The 14,608-nt window shown below is 68.8% G+C and carries 11 protein-coding genes; 1 reads left to right on the top strand and 10 read right to left on the bottom strand.

The features are described 5' to 3' along the window. Positions 1–143: 143 nt before the first annotated feature. Genes NC595_RS20135 through NC595_RS20105 form a run of 7 tightly spaced genes read right to left on the bottom strand, consistent with a single transcriptional unit; the run spans position 144 to position 6,945 of the window. Complete coding sequence (locus tag NC595_RS20135) at positions 144–1,232, bottom strand: SAM-dependent methyltransferase (RefSeq protein ID WP_425493179.1); 1,089 nt, start codon at positions 1,230–1,232, stop codon at positions 144–146. Beyond that, complete coding sequence (locus NC595_RS20130; protein ID WP_425493178.1) at positions 1,229–2,029, bottom strand: DUF1295 domain-containing protein; 801 nt, start codon at positions 2,027–2,029, stop codon at positions 1,229–1,231. The genes NC595_RS20135 and NC595_RS20130 overlap by 4 nt, the downstream gene beginning before the upstream one ends. Further along, on the bottom strand, positions 2,019–2,570 hold the full coding sequence (locus tag NC595_RS20125) for a DUF2878 domain-containing protein (RefSeq protein WP_253569167.1): 552 nt from the start codon (positions 2,568–2,570) through the stop codon (positions 2,019–2,021). Before NC595_RS20125 ends, NC595_RS20130 begins: the two co-directional genes overlap by 11 nt. A 10-nt stretch (positions 2,571–2,580) precedes the next feature. Continuing rightward, positions 2,581–3,879 (bottom strand): SAM-dependent methyltransferase, encoded by a 1,299-nt coding sequence (locus tag NC595_RS20120; protein WP_253569166.1) that lies wholly within the window; start codon positions 3,877–3,879, stop codon positions 2,581–2,583. Between the two features lie 3 nt (positions 3,880–3,882). After that, a complete protein-coding gene (locus NC595_RS20115) occupies positions 3,883–4,734 on the bottom strand; it encodes a DUF1365 domain-containing protein (protein WP_425493181.1) in 852 nt (283 codons plus the stop codon). Then, positions 4,728–5,969, bottom strand: a complete 1,242-nt coding sequence (locus NC595_RS20110; RefSeq protein WP_253569165.1) for an NAD(P)/FAD-dependent oxidoreductase — start codon at positions 5,967–5,969, stop codon at positions 4,728–4,730. Before NC595_RS20110 ends, NC595_RS20115 begins: the two co-directional genes overlap by 7 nt. Positions 5,970–5,976: 7 nt before the next feature. Further along, entirely contained in the window at positions 5,977–6,945 is a 969-nt protein-coding gene (locus NC595_RS20105) for an acyl-CoA desaturase (RefSeq protein WP_425493180.1), read from the bottom strand. A gap of 183 nt (positions 6,946–7,128) precedes the next feature. Between NC595_RS20105 and NC595_RS20100 the strand changes: the two genes are divergently transcribed. Continuing rightward, positions 7,129–7,884, top strand: coding sequence for a pseudouridine synthase (locus tag NC595_RS20100; protein ID WP_253569164.1), 756 nt, complete (start codon positions 7,129–7,131; stop codon positions 7,882–7,884). A 456-nt stretch (positions 7,885–8,340) separates the two neighbouring features. On the opposite strand, the gene kbl is transcribed toward NC595_RS20100, so the two are convergent. The 3 genes from kbl to tdh all read right to left on the bottom strand — a co-directional run bounded on the left by kbl (position 8,341) and on the right by tdh (position 14,502). Next, positions 8,341–9,537, bottom strand: a complete 1,197-nt coding sequence (gene kbl / locus NC595_RS20095) for a glycine C-acetyltransferase (protein WP_253569163.1) — start codon at positions 9,535–9,537, stop codon at positions 8,341–8,343. A gap of 82 nt (positions 9,538–9,619) precedes the next feature. Further along, entirely contained in the window at positions 9,620–13,285 is a 3,666-nt protein-coding gene (locus NC595_RS20090; protein WP_253569162.1) for a DUF748 domain-containing protein, read from the bottom strand. Between the two features lie 182 nt (positions 13,286–13,467). Beyond that, positions 13,468–14,502: an L-threonine 3-dehydrogenase gene (tdh, locus tag NC595_RS20085; protein ID WP_253569161.1), complete on the bottom strand. Its 1,035-nt coding sequence runs from the start codon at positions 14,500–14,502 to the stop codon at positions 13,468–13,470. Between the last annotated feature and the right edge of the window lie 106 nt (positions 14,503–14,608).

Genomic DNA, 14,608 nt, shown 5'->3' with positions numbered 1-14,608 from the left:
CCCGTGTCATGAAGAAGCCCGGCTTTGGCCGGGCTTCTTTTTTTGCGCGGCGTCTCTGCCACGGCCCGGGGAGGGGCCTTCGGCGCACGCCAAAAAAGCCCGGCCAGGCCGGGCTTTTTGCGGGCAATGCAGAGCGGGGTCGGTCAGTCGGCGCGACGCTGGAACCGGTAGTGGCCCACCAGCCACTCGTTGCCGTGGTCGTAACCGAAAAGCTCCGCGCAGGCCATCCAGAACATGCGCCAGCGCTGGTGCCACAGCTTCGCCTGCGCGGCGCCGTAGGTGCCCGCCAGCACGCGCAGGATCTCTTCGCGGTTCGCGTCCTGGTGGGCCAGCCAGTGGTTCGAAGTCTTCTCGTAATGGCTGCCGGCGAGGCGCCACTCCTGCTCCACCACCATATGCTGCTGGAAATGCAGGAACGTGTCGGCCGCGGGCATCAGACCACCGGTGAAAAAGTGGCGGCCCATCCAGTCGTCGTCGCGCTCGGTCTCGAACGGATACATCAGCTCGCGATGGCAGAAGATGTGCACGAACAGCTTGCCGCCGGGGCGCAGCCAGCCGGCGATGCGCTCCAGCAGAACCTGGTAGTTGCGCACGTGCTCGAACATCTCCACCGACACCACCCGGTCGAATTGGGCCGGATCGAGCGACAGCCGGTTCACGTCCTCGGTGATCACCCGCACGTTGGACAGGCCGAGCTGGCGGCAATGTGCCTCGATATGCTCGCGCTGCGGGCGGGAGTTGGAGACCGCAGTGATCCGCGATCCGGGATAGCGCGCCGCCATCCACAGCGTCAGCGAACCCCAGCCGCAGCCCAGCTCGAGGATGTCCTGGCCATCGACCAGTTCGGCGCGCTCGTCGTAGAGGGCGAGCATCTTCTCCTCGGCCTCGTCCAGCGTCTCGCGGCCGGTCGGGTAATAGCAGCTCGAGTACTTCAGCCGCTTGCCCAGGCACAGTTCGAAGAAGCGCGGCGGCAGCTCGTAGTGCTGGCGGTTGGCTGCGTCCGTGTGCAGCGCGAGCGGGCTCTGGCGCAGCTGCTGCAGCCGGTCGCGGAAGCGCGCCCACACTGCCTCCTCGCCGCCGGCACGCTCGTCGCGCAGCCGCGTGGCGCACAGCCGGCGGATACCCAGCCGCAGCAGCGCGTCTGGAATCAGTCCCGACTCGGCCAAGCGGGTGAGGCCGCGCTCTTCGGTCTGCTCGATCGCAACGGACGGCATGGCAAGGCTGTCGGTCATGGCCGTGATCCTCGTGTCTTGGGAAACCAGGGAATGAAGGGGCTGGTGCTGGCCTGGTAGTCGCGGTAGTCGTCGCCGCGGCTGCGCAGGGCCTGCGCCTCGGTGTAGGGAATGCCGGTGAAGCGGTACAGCGACACGAGCATCAGCACCGGGCCGAGGATGGCCAGCCAGCCGATCGGCGAGCCGACCGCCAGCAGCACGTAGGCGAACCAGTGCGTCCACTCGAAGAAGTAGTTGGGATGGCGCGAGTAGCGCCACAGTCCCTCTCGACAGGTCCTGCCGCGGCTGTCCGGGCGATGCCGGAACTGCGCCAGCTGCCGGTCGGCAATGGCTTCGCCGCTGAGGCTGGCCAGCCACACCACCAGCGCGGCGACGATCCACGCCGACGACTGCTCCGTGCCGGGGTTCGCCGCCACGGCGAGGAAGGGCAGCGAGAAGATGGTCGTGAACAGCGCCTGCGCCTGGAAGAACGCAAAGAACTTCGGCTGGCTGTCCTGCCAGTGCTCGCGCAGGTACCGGTAGCGACCGTCCTCGTCCTCATGGCGTACGCGGTCCAGCAGGTGCAGGAACAGCCGCAGCGCCCACAAGGCGCCGCACAGGGCAAGCAGGCCCCGGATCAGCGGATCGCCGCTGCCCATCGCCGCGTAGAACAGCGCGGCCAGGCCCATGGTGGCGCTCCAGATCGCGTCGACCAGGGTGGCGTTGCGGGTCCGGTACTGGATCGTCCAGCCCACCGTCATCGCCGCAGCGGTCACCAGCCAGACGGTCAGCACCTGCCAGCCAAACTCATGCCACATGGGCTTCTCCATGGACGCTTCGGGGACCGGAGGTGCGCTCGACGCGCGTGGCGAGCCCGATCAGCAGCGGCATGGCGACGGCCCAGCCGGCGGCCAGCGCGATGACCGCCGGCGTGGTTCCGAGCGGGAAGGCGACCGCATGCCACGCGCGGCCGGCGCCGAGGTAGGCGATCGGCCCGCCCGCCCCGCCGAGCACGGCGGCGAGCAGCGGCCGACCGTGCAGGAAGCGGAAGCTGTGCCTGAGGGTGAGCGAGAACGCCGCCCAGATCGACAGGATCCACAGCGGTGCGGCGTGCACGAACGGCACCGGAGACACGTAGGCCACCAGCCCGCTGGCCGCCAGGCTGGAGTCGAGCACGGCGCCCAGCAGCACCGCGATCGGCATCAACAGCGCATCGGCGCCGCCGTCCGGCCGCCCCAGCATCCAGGCCGCGAACGGCAACAGCGCCAGCGGCGCCAGCCACCAGTGGCCGCTCGATGCGCCCCAGATCGCGGCGAACCAGACCAGCTGGTAGGTAATGGCATTGATCCAGGCGTTCATGCGGATACCGTCAGGCGGAGGCCGCCGTGGCCAGGTCGGGCAGGTAGGACGCGCGGCGGCAGCCCGGGCGGGTCAGCAGCATCTGCACGTCGCCGATCGAGCGCTCGCGGAAGCCGCCTTCGCAGTAGGCGAGGTAGAACTCCCACATGCGCACGAAGCGCTCGTCGTAGCCGGCCTTCAGCACCTCGTCGCGGCGGTCGAGGAAGCGCTCGCGCCAGGCCTTCAGGGTGAGCGCGTAGCTCGGGCCGATGTCCTCGAGGTGATACAGCCGCAGGTCACTGGACTCGCGGGCCGCACCCAGCATCGCGCTCACCGATGGGATGAAGCTGCCCGGGAAGATGTAGCGCTTGATGTAGTCCACCGACTTCAGCGCCTGCGCATAGCGGTGATCCTCGATGGTGATCGCCTGGATCAGCGCCATGCCCTCGTCCTTGAGCAGCCGAGAGATCGTGCCGAAGTAGGTGGGCATGAACTCGGCGCCGATCGCCTCGATCATCTCGATCGACACCAGCTTGTCGTAGCGGCCGTCGAGGTCGCGGTAGTCCTCCAGCAGCAGCTCGATGCGATCGGACAGGCCGGCCTCGGCCACGCGCCGGGAGGCCAGCTCGTACTGCTCGCGGGAGATGGTGGTGGTGGTCACGCGGCAGCCGTAGTGGCGCGCGGCGTGGATCGCGAAGCCGCCCCAGCCGGTGCCGATCTCCAGCACGTGATCGTCCGGCGAAAGCTCGAGCTTGCGGCAGATGCGGTCGAGCTTGCGGGTGGAGGCGACCTCCAGCGGTTCGTCGTCGCTGGCGTAGATCGCCGAGGAATACATCAGGTCGCTGGACAGGAACAGACTGAACAGCTCGTTGCCCAGGTCGTAGTGGGCGGCGATGTTGCGGCGGCTGCCGGCTCGGGTGTTGCGGTTGAGCGCGTGCCAGGCCTTCATCGCCAGGCCGCCGAGGCGGGCCAGGCCGGTCTCCATGCCGTCGAGCAGGTCGCGGTTGCGCACCATCACGCGGATCAGCGCAACCAGGTCGTCGCAGTGCCACAGATCCTCGATGTAGGCCTCGCCGGCGCCGACGCTGCCGTTGGCCGCCACCAACCGGTAGAAGCGCGGGTCACGCACCGTCAGGTGCACCCTCAGCGGCTCCTCGCCCGGCAGCGACGTGCCCAGCTCCACCGCGCCCAGCGCGTCGTCCAGCCGCAGGCGGCAGCCCTTGAGCTGACCCATCTGCGCGAGCAGTCGCTGGCGCAGCAGGCGCTCCAGCCGGCCGGGCAGGGCCGCGGGGGCGGGGGTGTCTAGGGGCGTGGTGAGTTCGATGTCCATGGATCAGTTCCCGGTGGTCTTGCCTGGGTGGTCGTAGACGGGGTTGCGCTTGAGCCACAGCTTCAACGCCTGCCAGTGGATCGCCAGCACCACCTGCAGCGTCATCAGCGGGAAGCGCCACAGCACGCGGGCGAGCCCGGCGCCATCGAGCGGCCGGCGTTCGAGCACCAGCGTGGCGTCGAAGTCGCGACGCTCGCCGTCCATCACGTTCATGTGTACGCGCAGGAATGCGTCGGGGATGCAGAAGCGCCAGTCGTAGCCGCGTTCCATCGGCATGAACGGCGACACGTGGAAGATCTTGTCGAAGCGCCAGGCCGTGGTGTGCCGGTGGCTGCGGCCTTCGGCGACCGGCAGCACGTAGGCGTGGCGTTCCTTCCACGGCGTGTTGGTGATCTCGGCGACGATCGTCTCCAGCGTGTGGCCGTCGGCGGCGAAGCAGTAGTAGAAGCTCACCGGATTGAATACGTGGCCGCCGTAGCGCAGGTGGGTGAGCAGCCGGATCGGCCCGGCCGGTCGACGCCCGGTGTGTTCGGCCACGCGGCGGCGCACGGCTTCGTCCAGCGGCAGCTCGGCCGGCCCCAGGTAATCGCTGCGGCGGAATTCGGCCACGTTGCGGCGGTTCAACGACCACAACCAGCGGCGGTCGAACAGGCCCGGCAGCTCGTCCAGATCCAGGTACAGCATCGCGATCGGATAGCGGAACGCGTGCGGGTGCGGCGCATGGCGGCGGTGGCGGACCCAGCCCTCGTAGATCGCGCTGGCCAGCGGACGCCGGGCGGCACGGTCCCGGCCGGGCCGGTTGTCGGTCACGGCAGGCGCGGCGTCGAGCGGCTCGCGCAGGGCGGGGTTCACCAGTCCACCCCCAGCGCGCGGGCGACCTCGACCGCGCTGCGCATGCCGTCTTCGTGGAAGCCCCAGCCCCAGTAGGCGCCGGCGAACCAGGTGCCGGACCGGCCTTGGATCTCGCCCTTGCGCTGCTGCGCGGCCACCGAGGCGTGGGTGTACTCCGGGTGCGCGTAACGCATGCGCCGGATCACCCTGGCCGGGTCGATGCGGTCGGCGCAGTTCAGCGACACGCAGAACGTGTCCGGCGCGTCCAGCGTCTGCAGCAGGTTCATGCAGTAGGTGACTGTGCACGCTTCGGTGGGCGAGGCGGGGATCAGCACGTTCCACGCCGACCATGCCTTGCGCCGCTTCGGTAGCAGGCGGGTGTCGGTGTGCAGCACGGTGTCGTTTTCCTGGTAGCGGATTGCACCGAGCACCTCGCGCTCCGCCGGCGTGGCGTCGGCCAGCATCGCCAGCGCCTCGTTGCTGTGGCAGGCCAGCACCACCTGGTCGTAGCGCTCGGTCTGGCCAAGGCTGGTGATTTCCACGCCGCCCTCGACGCGGCGCACCGCAGTCACCGGGCTGGCGATGCGCTCGCGCACGTTCCAGCGCGCGCGCAGTGCGTCCACGTAACGGGTCGAGCCGCCGCGCACCACGCGCCACTCGGGTCGCCCGTCCAGCTGCAGCATGTGGTGGTTGGCCATGAACTGCACGAGGTAGCGTGCCGGGAAGTCCAGCACCTTGCGCGACGGCGAGGACCACAGCGCCGATGCCATCGGCACGATGTGCTCGTCGCGGAACATCGCACCGTAGCGGTGGCGTTCCAGGTAGTCGCCGAGCGTCGGCCCGGCATCCGTGGTTTCCAGCAATGCCGGCGACTCACGGTAGAAGCGCACGATGTCGCGCACCATGCCGTAGAACTTCGGCGAGAGCAGGTTGCGGCGCTGGCAGAACAGCGCGTCCAGACTGGTGGCGCCGTATTCAAGTCCGCTCGCCTCGTTGTGCACGGCGAAGCTCATGGTGGTGGGCTGCGAATCGACGCCGAGCTCGCCGAACAGCCGGGTCAGCAGCGGGTAGTTGTCCGGGTTGAACACGATGAAGCCGGAATCCACCGCGTAGTCGCGGCCGCCCGATTCCACGTCGTGGGTGTGCGTGTGGCCGCCGATGTAGGCGTTCGCCTCGTACAGGTCCACTGCGTGCTGCTGCGAGAGCAGCCACGCCGAGGCCATGCCGGAAATGCCGCCGCCGATGACCGCGATGCGCATGCCCACCTCAGCGCTGGCCACGTTTGAGGCCGGCCGGCACGGCCTTCAGGCCGCGCACCACGCCGAACAGCGAGAGCATGCGCAGGAGGTAGAAGGTCAGGTCCACCTCCCACCAGCGGAAGCCCTGCCGGGCCGAGCCCGGGAAGAAATGGTGGTTGTTGTGCCAGCCCTCGCCGAAAGTGAGCAGCGCCAGCATCCAGTTGTTGCGGCTGTTGTCGCGCGTCTCGAAACGGCGGCTGCCGAAGCGGTGCGCCAGCGAGTTGATCGTCACCGTCACGTGGAACAACACGATGGTGGAGATGAAGAAACCCCACACCAGCAGCTGCGGGCCATCGGTTCCCAACTCCGGATGCGTCGCCCCCAGCCAGCGACCCCAGAAGAACAGACCCACGGCCAGCGCCACCGGCACCAGTAGGTCGAAGCGGTCGAGCAGGCGCAGTTCGGGGTACTTCGCCAGGTCGGGGATCTTCGACCAGTCGGTGCGGAAGCCGCTGCGGGTCATGAACCAGCCCATGTGGCTGCGCAGGAATCCGTGCTGCACCGGCGAGTGCACGTCGGCCGGGGTGTCCGCGTGGCGATGGTGGTTTCGGTGGTGCGCGGCCCACCACAGTGGACCGCGCTGCACCGCGCTGGCGCCGATCACGGCGAACACGAACTGCACGATGCGCGAGGTCTTGAATGCCCGATGCGAGAAGTAGCGGTGGTAGAACGCGGTGATCGCGAACATGCGCAGTGCATACAGACCCAGTGCGACCCAGAAGGCGAACCAGGAGAAGCCGACCCAGATCGCTGCCACGCAGGCCAGGTGCATGCCGATGAACGGCAGCACGCGGGTCCAGTCGATGCCGTCGTCCTCGTCGCCGGTGGTGTCCTGCGCACTGGTATCGACCCAGCGCGCCAGCCCGGTCGCCATCCGCTTGATCATGGGGGGTGCCGCAGGGCCGCTGGTCATGGGGGTGTTGGATCCATTTGGAATGGTGACAGGGGACGCGAGAAGATACGCGCGCCATGTCGGTGCGGATGCACTGGACCAGCCCGATCGTCGCTGCGGCGACATACGTCGGCGAACGTTTCCCTCCGCCGTGCGGACGATGCTGCACTCAAACAGGCCCCCCCCGGCGTGTTGCCGTCGCTTGCGGCGGCTCGCTACGCTGACGCAATGCCTCGCCCCCTCCGTCCGTCCGCCCCTGCTTCCGGTCGTCCGCGGCACGGCCTTGCCCGTGTCCTGAGCAAGCTCGGCGTGTGCTCGCGCAGCCAGGCCGAGCAGGCGGTGCGCGAGGGGAGGGTGACGGTCGACGGCCGCCGCATCCGCGACCCGGAACGCCCCACCGACGCCGAACGCGAGCGGCTGGCCCTGGACGGTCGCCCGGTCGGTGCGGCCGATCGCGTCTATATCGCACTCAACAAACCCCGCGGGGTGGTCGTGAGCGCGTCGGACGAGCGCGGCCGCGACACCGTTTACGGGCTGCTGGAAGGTGCCGGGCTGCCGTGGCTCGGCCCGGTTGGCCGGCTCGACCGGGCCAGCGAAGGTTTGCTGCTGCTCAGCAACGACACCGGGTGGGCGGCCGGACTCACCGAGCCGAAGCACCACGTCGACAAGACCTACCACGTGCAGGTCGACTGCCGCCCGGACGAGGCGCTGATGGCCAACCTACGCCAAGGCGTGGTCGATGCCGGCGAGCGGCTGGGGACGGTGGCGGTGAACGTGCTGCGCGAGGGTGAGAAATACGCCTGGCTGGAAGTCGTGCTGGACGAGGGTCGCAACCGGCACATCCGCCGGCTGCTGGCCGCGCACGAGATCGGCGTGCTGCGCCTGATCCGCGTGGCCATCGGTCCGCTGGTCCTGGGCGAATTGCCCAAGGGCGAGTGGCGACACCTCACTCCCGACGAGGTACATGCTTTGCGGCGTGGGTGATTCAGCAGAGAAGGGCTTGTGGGGTTGCCGTTCGTGATCAGAGACGCCGCGTGCAAGGCAAGAGCCCCCTCACCCCAGCCCTCTCCCCCGAACGGAGAAGCTGTTCAAGGGAGAGGGAGCGAAGCGCGGGCTCCCCGCTAGCGCGTGGCTTCGCGCTTAAAGCCCTCTCCTCCGAGCCGGCTCGGGGGAGAGGGTTAGGTGAGGGGGCGCTTTGGGCTTTTTGGGTGTTTGTCGGTGAGGTGCGGCGTAGGTAAGGCAAGAACGGCCCCCTCACCCCGGCCCTCTCCCCCGAACGATGAAGCTGTTCAGGGGAGAGGGAGCAGAGCGCTAGCGCAAAGCCTCAGGCGTAAGCCTCTCCTCCGAGCTTGTGCAGGGGAGAGGGAGCGAAGCTTGGGCTCCCCTTCAGCGCGAAGCCTCTCGCTTAAGCTTCCTCTCTCAACGGGAGGCACCCCCACCTCAGCCGATCACGCCCAGCCGCTTGCCGATGCGCGTGAACGCGTCGATCGCGCGATCCAGGTGCTCGCGGGTGTGCGCCGCGCTCATCTGGGTGCGGATGCGCGCCTGGCCCTTGGGCACCACCGGGAAGAAGAAGCCGGTGACGTAGATGCCTTCCTCCAGCAGGGCGCTCGCCATCGCCTGCGCCTTCGGCGCGTCGTAGATCATCACCGGCACGATCGGGTGCACGCCGGGCTTGATGTCGAAGCCGGCGGCGGTCATCTGCTGGCGGAAATAGGCGGTGTTCTCCTGCACCCGGGTGCGCAGCTCGCCGGCGCTCTCCAGCATGTCGAAGACCTTGATCGCCGCGGCCACCACGTGCGGCGGCAGCGAGTTGGAGAACAGGTAGGGGCGCGAGCGCTGGCGCAGCATCTCGATCACCTCGGCCGGTCCCGTGGTGAAACCGCCCAGCGCGCCGCCCAGCGCCTTGCCCAGGGTGCCGGTGAAGATGTCGACCTTGTCCATCACGCCGTTGACTTCGGCCGAGCCGCGACCGGTGGCGCCGAGGAAGCCGGTGCAGTGGCATTCGTCGATGTGCACCAGTGCGTTGTACTTCTCGGCCAGTGCGGTGATCTGGTCCAGCGGCGCGATGAAGCCGTCCATCGAGAACGCGCCGTCGGTGGTGATCAGCTTGGTGCGCGCGCCGGCGGCGTCGGCGGCCTGCAATTGCTGCTCCAGGTCGGCCATGTCGCAGTTGGCGTAGCGGAAACGTTTGGCCTTGCACAGGCGGATGCCGTCGATGATCGAGGCGTGGTTGAGCGCGTCGGAGATGATTGCGTCCTCCTCGCCCAGCAGCGGCTCGTACAGGCCACCGTTGGCGTCGAAGCAGGCGGCGTAGAGGATGGTGTCCTCGGTGCCGAAGAACTCGGCGATCTTCTTCTCCAGCTGCTTGTGCAGGTCCTGCGTGCCGCAGATGAAGCGCACGCTGGCCATGCCGAAACCGTGGGTATCCAGCGCCTCCTTGGCGGCGGCGATCACGTCCGGATGATCGGCCAGGCCGAGGTAGTTGTTGGCGCAGAAGTTGAGCACCTTGCGGCCGCCCTCCAGTTCGATCTCGGCCGACTGCGGCGAGACGATCACGCGCTCGGCCTTGAACAGGCCCTGCTCGCGGATGGAGGCGAGTTCGGCGGCGAAACGGGACTGGCCGGGGTAGCTCATGGCGGGGACCTTGTGCGAGGGCAAAACGCTATTGTCGCCGCTCGCGGCGGGGCTGGGAAGGAAGCCCCGCCGCCGGCCGCCGCTACTGGTGCAGGCCGAAATCCACCCGGGTGGTCTTGCCCTTGTCGTCGATGCCCTTGGCATCGAGCACCACCGGCTTCTCGTCGTAGCGGGCGGCATCGAGCTTGCCGGTGAGCCAGCTGCGCACGGCGTCGGCGCGGCGCTTGGCCAGGGCACGCATCGCCGGCTCGTCCACCGCCACGTTGGCTTCCATCAGGCCGCGCATCTCGTCCGGGTCCAGCGACTTCTTCAGGCCGAGGAAGTTGCGCGGTTTGTTCGGGATGTCGTCGTGCTTGTACGCGCGTTTGAGGTATTTCTCGACCTGGTCCGGCGTTACCCGCACCTCCGCGAGGGCGGTGTCGGACACGTCGGCGTCCTTGCCCTTTTCGTCGAGCACCAGCTCGCGGCGGATCAGGTTCTCCACGGTGACCTTGCGCAGGCCGTCGCGGTCCTTGGTCGGGTCGACCCGGCCGATGATGTCCAGCTTCAGCGAGGGCTTCTTCTGGAGGATCGCCACCAGCTTGCCCAGCCGCTCCTGCGCCTTGGCATCGAGGATCGCCGAGCCGGGCGCGAACTCGACGTAGCCGAGATCCGCGCCTGGTCCGCCGAACGCGGCGCCGAGCAGGCGGAACGGCGCGGTCACCGCCTTGGCGATCAGGTTGCCCAGTGCCCGCCAGACCAGCCCGCCGACGCTGAACTGCGGGTCGTCCAGCGAGCCGGACACCGGCAGGTTCACGTCGATGTTGCCCTCGGTGTCGCGCAGCAGCGCCACGGCCAGCTTCACCGGCAGGTGCTTCACGCCGGGGCTGTTGTCGCGGTCGCCGAAGGTAAGCTGGGTGATGAAGATGTGGTTGTCGGCCTCCAGCTTGCGGTTGTCGAGCTGGTAGTGGACGTCCATGTTGAGCTTGCCCGAGGTGATCGGGTAGCCGGCGTACTTGCGCGAATACGCGGCCAGCCGGGTCAGCTCCACCTCGTCGGCCTTGCCCTTGATGTCGAGGAAGGCCACCGGCTGCAGCGGGTTGATGGTGCCGCTGATGTCCACCGGCGAGTTCTCGTCCAGCGCGGCCTGCACGGCGAGGTCGGCCGGCGGGTCGCCGGGCTTGGTGCCGAAGGCGCCGATCTTGCCGGTGAGCTTGGTGAGGTTGGCGGTGTAGTTGGGCTTGATGAAGTTGTCGGTGTAGTTGAGCTGGCCGTTCACCAGGGTGATGCCGCCGAGGTGGATGTCGGCCGCTGGTGCCGCGCTCGTCGCCGGTGCCGGTGCTTGTGCCACGGCGGTCGACGCGGCTGGCGACGGCGTGGGGGCGCTGGCGGGTGGCGCGGGCGTGCTGCCCTCGGCGCGGGTCACCGACACCGGGGCGGACTCCGGCGAGGCCACCACGTCGGACAGGTTCAGCCGTCCATCCGCATTGATGATCACGCGGGCATAGAACGAGGTGAGCACCAGCGCGCCGATGTCCACCCGCGGCGTGCCCGGCCCGATCTCGGCGTCCAGCCGCGACGCGGTGAGCGCGCGCCAGCGCAGGAAGTCGTCGCCGGTGACCTTGTCCTGCACGCGCACCCGTTCCAGCGCCGCGTTGCCCTGGTAGCGCAGCGACGGCGTGCGGCCGCGGGCGTCGTAGTGCAGCTTGCCGTCGCTGGTCAGGCGCGCGTCGGCGATGGTCACGTTCAGCGGCACGCTGAGGTAGGGCTCGAAGCGGGCGATATCGAGGTTGCGCGTGGTCAGCTTCAGCTCGGCGCCGACCGGGTCCGGGCGCAGCGTGCCGCTGGCATCGAAGCTGCCGCGATCGAGCGCGCCCTGCAGGGCGAAGGGCCGCGCTTCGCCGAGCTTGTCGCTGAGGTCGTCCAGGTGCCCCTTCATGGCCGTGAGCCGGGTGGTCACCGGCCGCGAGCCGGCGGCCAGGTCGGTGAAGTCCACGCTGCCATCGTCCAGCGCGAAGTGGCCCAGCTGCCAGTGCCAGGGGGCCGCGGCCGCGCGATCGTCCGCAGCGGCCGCGGGCGTTTCCGGCATCAGTTCCATCAGGCTCAGCCGGCCGTTGCGCGCCCGCTCGATGTCCAGCGCCGGCTGATGCAGGCTCACGTCGCCCAGCTGGACCTGCCGGCTGGCCAGGTCGAACAGCGGAATCGCCGCATCGAGCTTGTTCCACGCGATGACCGGGCCGTGATCCTTCTGCAGCGGGGCAAGCGCGAAATCGTCCACCGTGGCATGTGCGTCGGTCAGGTGCACGTTGACCGCCTTGCCCCAGTCGAGCGCGAGCTGGCCGCCGGCATCGAGCCGTCCCTGGGTGACCGGCGTGTGCAGGTCGGGCGCGGCGATCGCCTGCAGCGGCGCCACCGCCACCTGCTTCAGGCCGAGCGTGGCCTTGAGCTGGCCGGCGGCCAGATCCAGCGTGCCCTTGGCGGTGATGGCGCCACCGCCCAGTCCGGCAGCCAGGTTCAGCGTGCCGGCGGGGGCCTGCAGCAGGCTGAGGCCGTGCAGGGCGCCGCGCAGGCTGACCAGGTCCAGCGTCTGCTGGGTCGCGTTGGTGTAGTGCACCGCGCTGTCGGTCAGGAATAGCCCGTCGATGCGCAAGTCGGTGGGTGCGGCCGGCGGCTGGCCGGCGGGGGCAGGGCTGCCGGAGGTCAACGCATCGAAGTTGCTGTGGCCTCCGGCATCCTGCCGGTAGCTCAGCGCGGCGTGGTCCAGCGCCACGGCGCCCAGGTGGTAGCGCGAAACCAGCGGCTGCACGTCGACGAGCTGCGCACCGCCATGGCCGAGGTCGAGGATCGGCGCCCCCTGGCGCGTGGCCAGCGCGAAGTCGTCCAACTGCAGGTGACCGGTGAGCTTGAGTTGCGGGCTGGGCTGGCTCTGCACGAAGTGCAGATCCAGCACGCCGCTGAGCAGGCCCTTCGGGATCGCCACCGGCAGCGCGGCCGGCGGCACGTAGGCGAGGTAACGCGGCAGGTCCAGCTTGTCGAACTGGACATGCATGATCGATTCGCGCGAGTTCGCGAACGGCTTGGTCTGTCCGCCGATGCGCAGCGGGCTGCCGTCCACCCGCATCGCCAGCAGCGGCTGCACGTAGATATCGGTGTCGCTGGGCAGGTTGGCCAGGAACGGGATACCGACGTCCAGCTGGTCGATCCGGTGGGTAGCCTTCGCAAGCTGGTCGTCGAAGCGGATATCGCCGTTCTTCACCTCGATGTTGGCCAGCGCGAAACGCGCCGGCGGCGAGGGCGGGGCGCCCGGCCTGGCGGCGTAGCGGTCGATCAGGTCGGAGAAGTTGAAGCGGCCGTCCGCACCGCGCGTCAGGCTGATCTGCGGGTGATCCAGGCGCAGGGCATCAAGCACCGGCGCCATGCGGAACAGCGAGGTCCACGAGGCGTTGATCACCGCCTGGTCCACGTCGACGAAGGCGGCCTTGCCGTCGCGGCCGCCAATATGCAGGTGGTCCAGCTGCAGGCGCAGGGTGAACGGATTGAAGTGCACCTTGCCCAGCGTCACCGGGCGGGACAGCGCCGCGCTGGCGCGTTTCTCGATCTGCCCGCGCAGGATCGGCGGCGCAGCGAAGAAGCCGAGCAGGCCGAACAGCACCAGCAGCACGGCGACGATCGCCAGCGTTCGGCGGGTGCGCCGGGAGCGCCCCAGCTCGCGGGCACGGTCGAGCGCGCGGGTGGCGCGGGGGTCTTCCAGCAGACGTCGGACGCGCATCGCAACACTCCCTGGGCACCGGCCGCGTGCCGGCCACGGGTGGTGGTTCCGTTGCCCCTGCGGACCCGTACGGAAGTGTACGAAGAAGCCCCGCAGACGCACAGATGTGGCGGGGCGAAAGTTCCAGCGGATCAGTTGCGGTGCCGGCCGCGCGGGGCGGCCGGCGAATCAGGCCGGTGGCCTCAGGTCCAGCTGCAGACCACCTTGCCGCAATGGCCTTCGGCCATCAGGTCGAAGCCGCGCTGGAAGTCGTCGATGGCGATCTGGTGGGTGAGCACCTTCTGCAGCGGGAAGCCGGTCAGCACCATCTGCGTCATCTTGTACCAGGTTTCGTACATCTTGCGGCCGTAGATGCCCTGCAGGGTGAGGCCCTTGAAGATCACCTTGTCCCAGTCGATGCCGGCGCCGCGCGGCATGATGCCGAGCATGGCGATCTTGCCGCCGTGGTACATCACTTCCAGCATGTCGTTGAAGGCGCGCGGGTTGCCGCTCATCTCCAGGCCCACGTCGAAACCCTGGATGTGCAGGTCCTTCACCACGTCGCGAAGCGACTGGTTGGCCACGTTCACCACGCGGGTGGCGCCCATGTCGGCAGCCAGCTTCAGGCGGTAATCGTTGACGTCGGTGACCACCACGTTGCGCGCACCGATGTGCTTGCAGATGCCCGCCGCGATGATGCCGATCGGGCCAGCGCCGGTGATCAGCACGTCCTCGCCGATCACGTCGAACTCCAGCGCGCAGTGCGCGGCGTTGCCGTAGGGGTCGAAGAACGCGGCCAGCTCGGACGGGATCTGGTCGGGGATCGGCCACAGGTTGGAGGCCGGCATGGTCATGTATTCGGCGAACGCGCCGCTGCGATTCACGCCGATGCCCACCGTGTTCGGGCACAGGTGCTGGCGGCCGGCGCGGCAGTTGCGGCAGTGGCCGCAGACGATGTGACCTTCGGCCGAGACGCGGTCGCCGATGCTGTACCCGGTCACGCCCGGGCCGATCTCCACGATGCGGCCGACGAACTCGTGGCCGATGGTCAGGCCCGGCTTGATCGTGCGCTGGCTCCACTCGTCCCACTTGTAGATGTGCAGATCGGTACCGCAGATCGCGGTCTTCTCCAGCTTGATCAGCACCTCGTTCGGGCCGACCTCGGGCACGGGGACTTCTTCCATCCAGATGCCGGGTTCGGCGTGGCGCTTGACCAGGGCTTTCATCGTCTGAGGCATGGGGACATCCGTGGGTGGGGTGACGCGGCGGGGCGGCCGCGGAATCGGGCGACGATTATACGGGCCGTGCGCCACGCGCCGCTTCGGCAGCGCAGCATGCGGCGGC

This window comes from Dyella lutea, from assembly GCF_024158035.1.
GTDB lineage: Bacteria > Pseudomonadota > Gammaproteobacteria > Xanthomonadales > Rhodanobacteraceae > Dyella_A > Dyella_A lutea.
The sequence above is the reverse complement of the archived record's forward strand: the minus strand, read 5'-3'. Positions and strand labels throughout refer to the sequence as shown.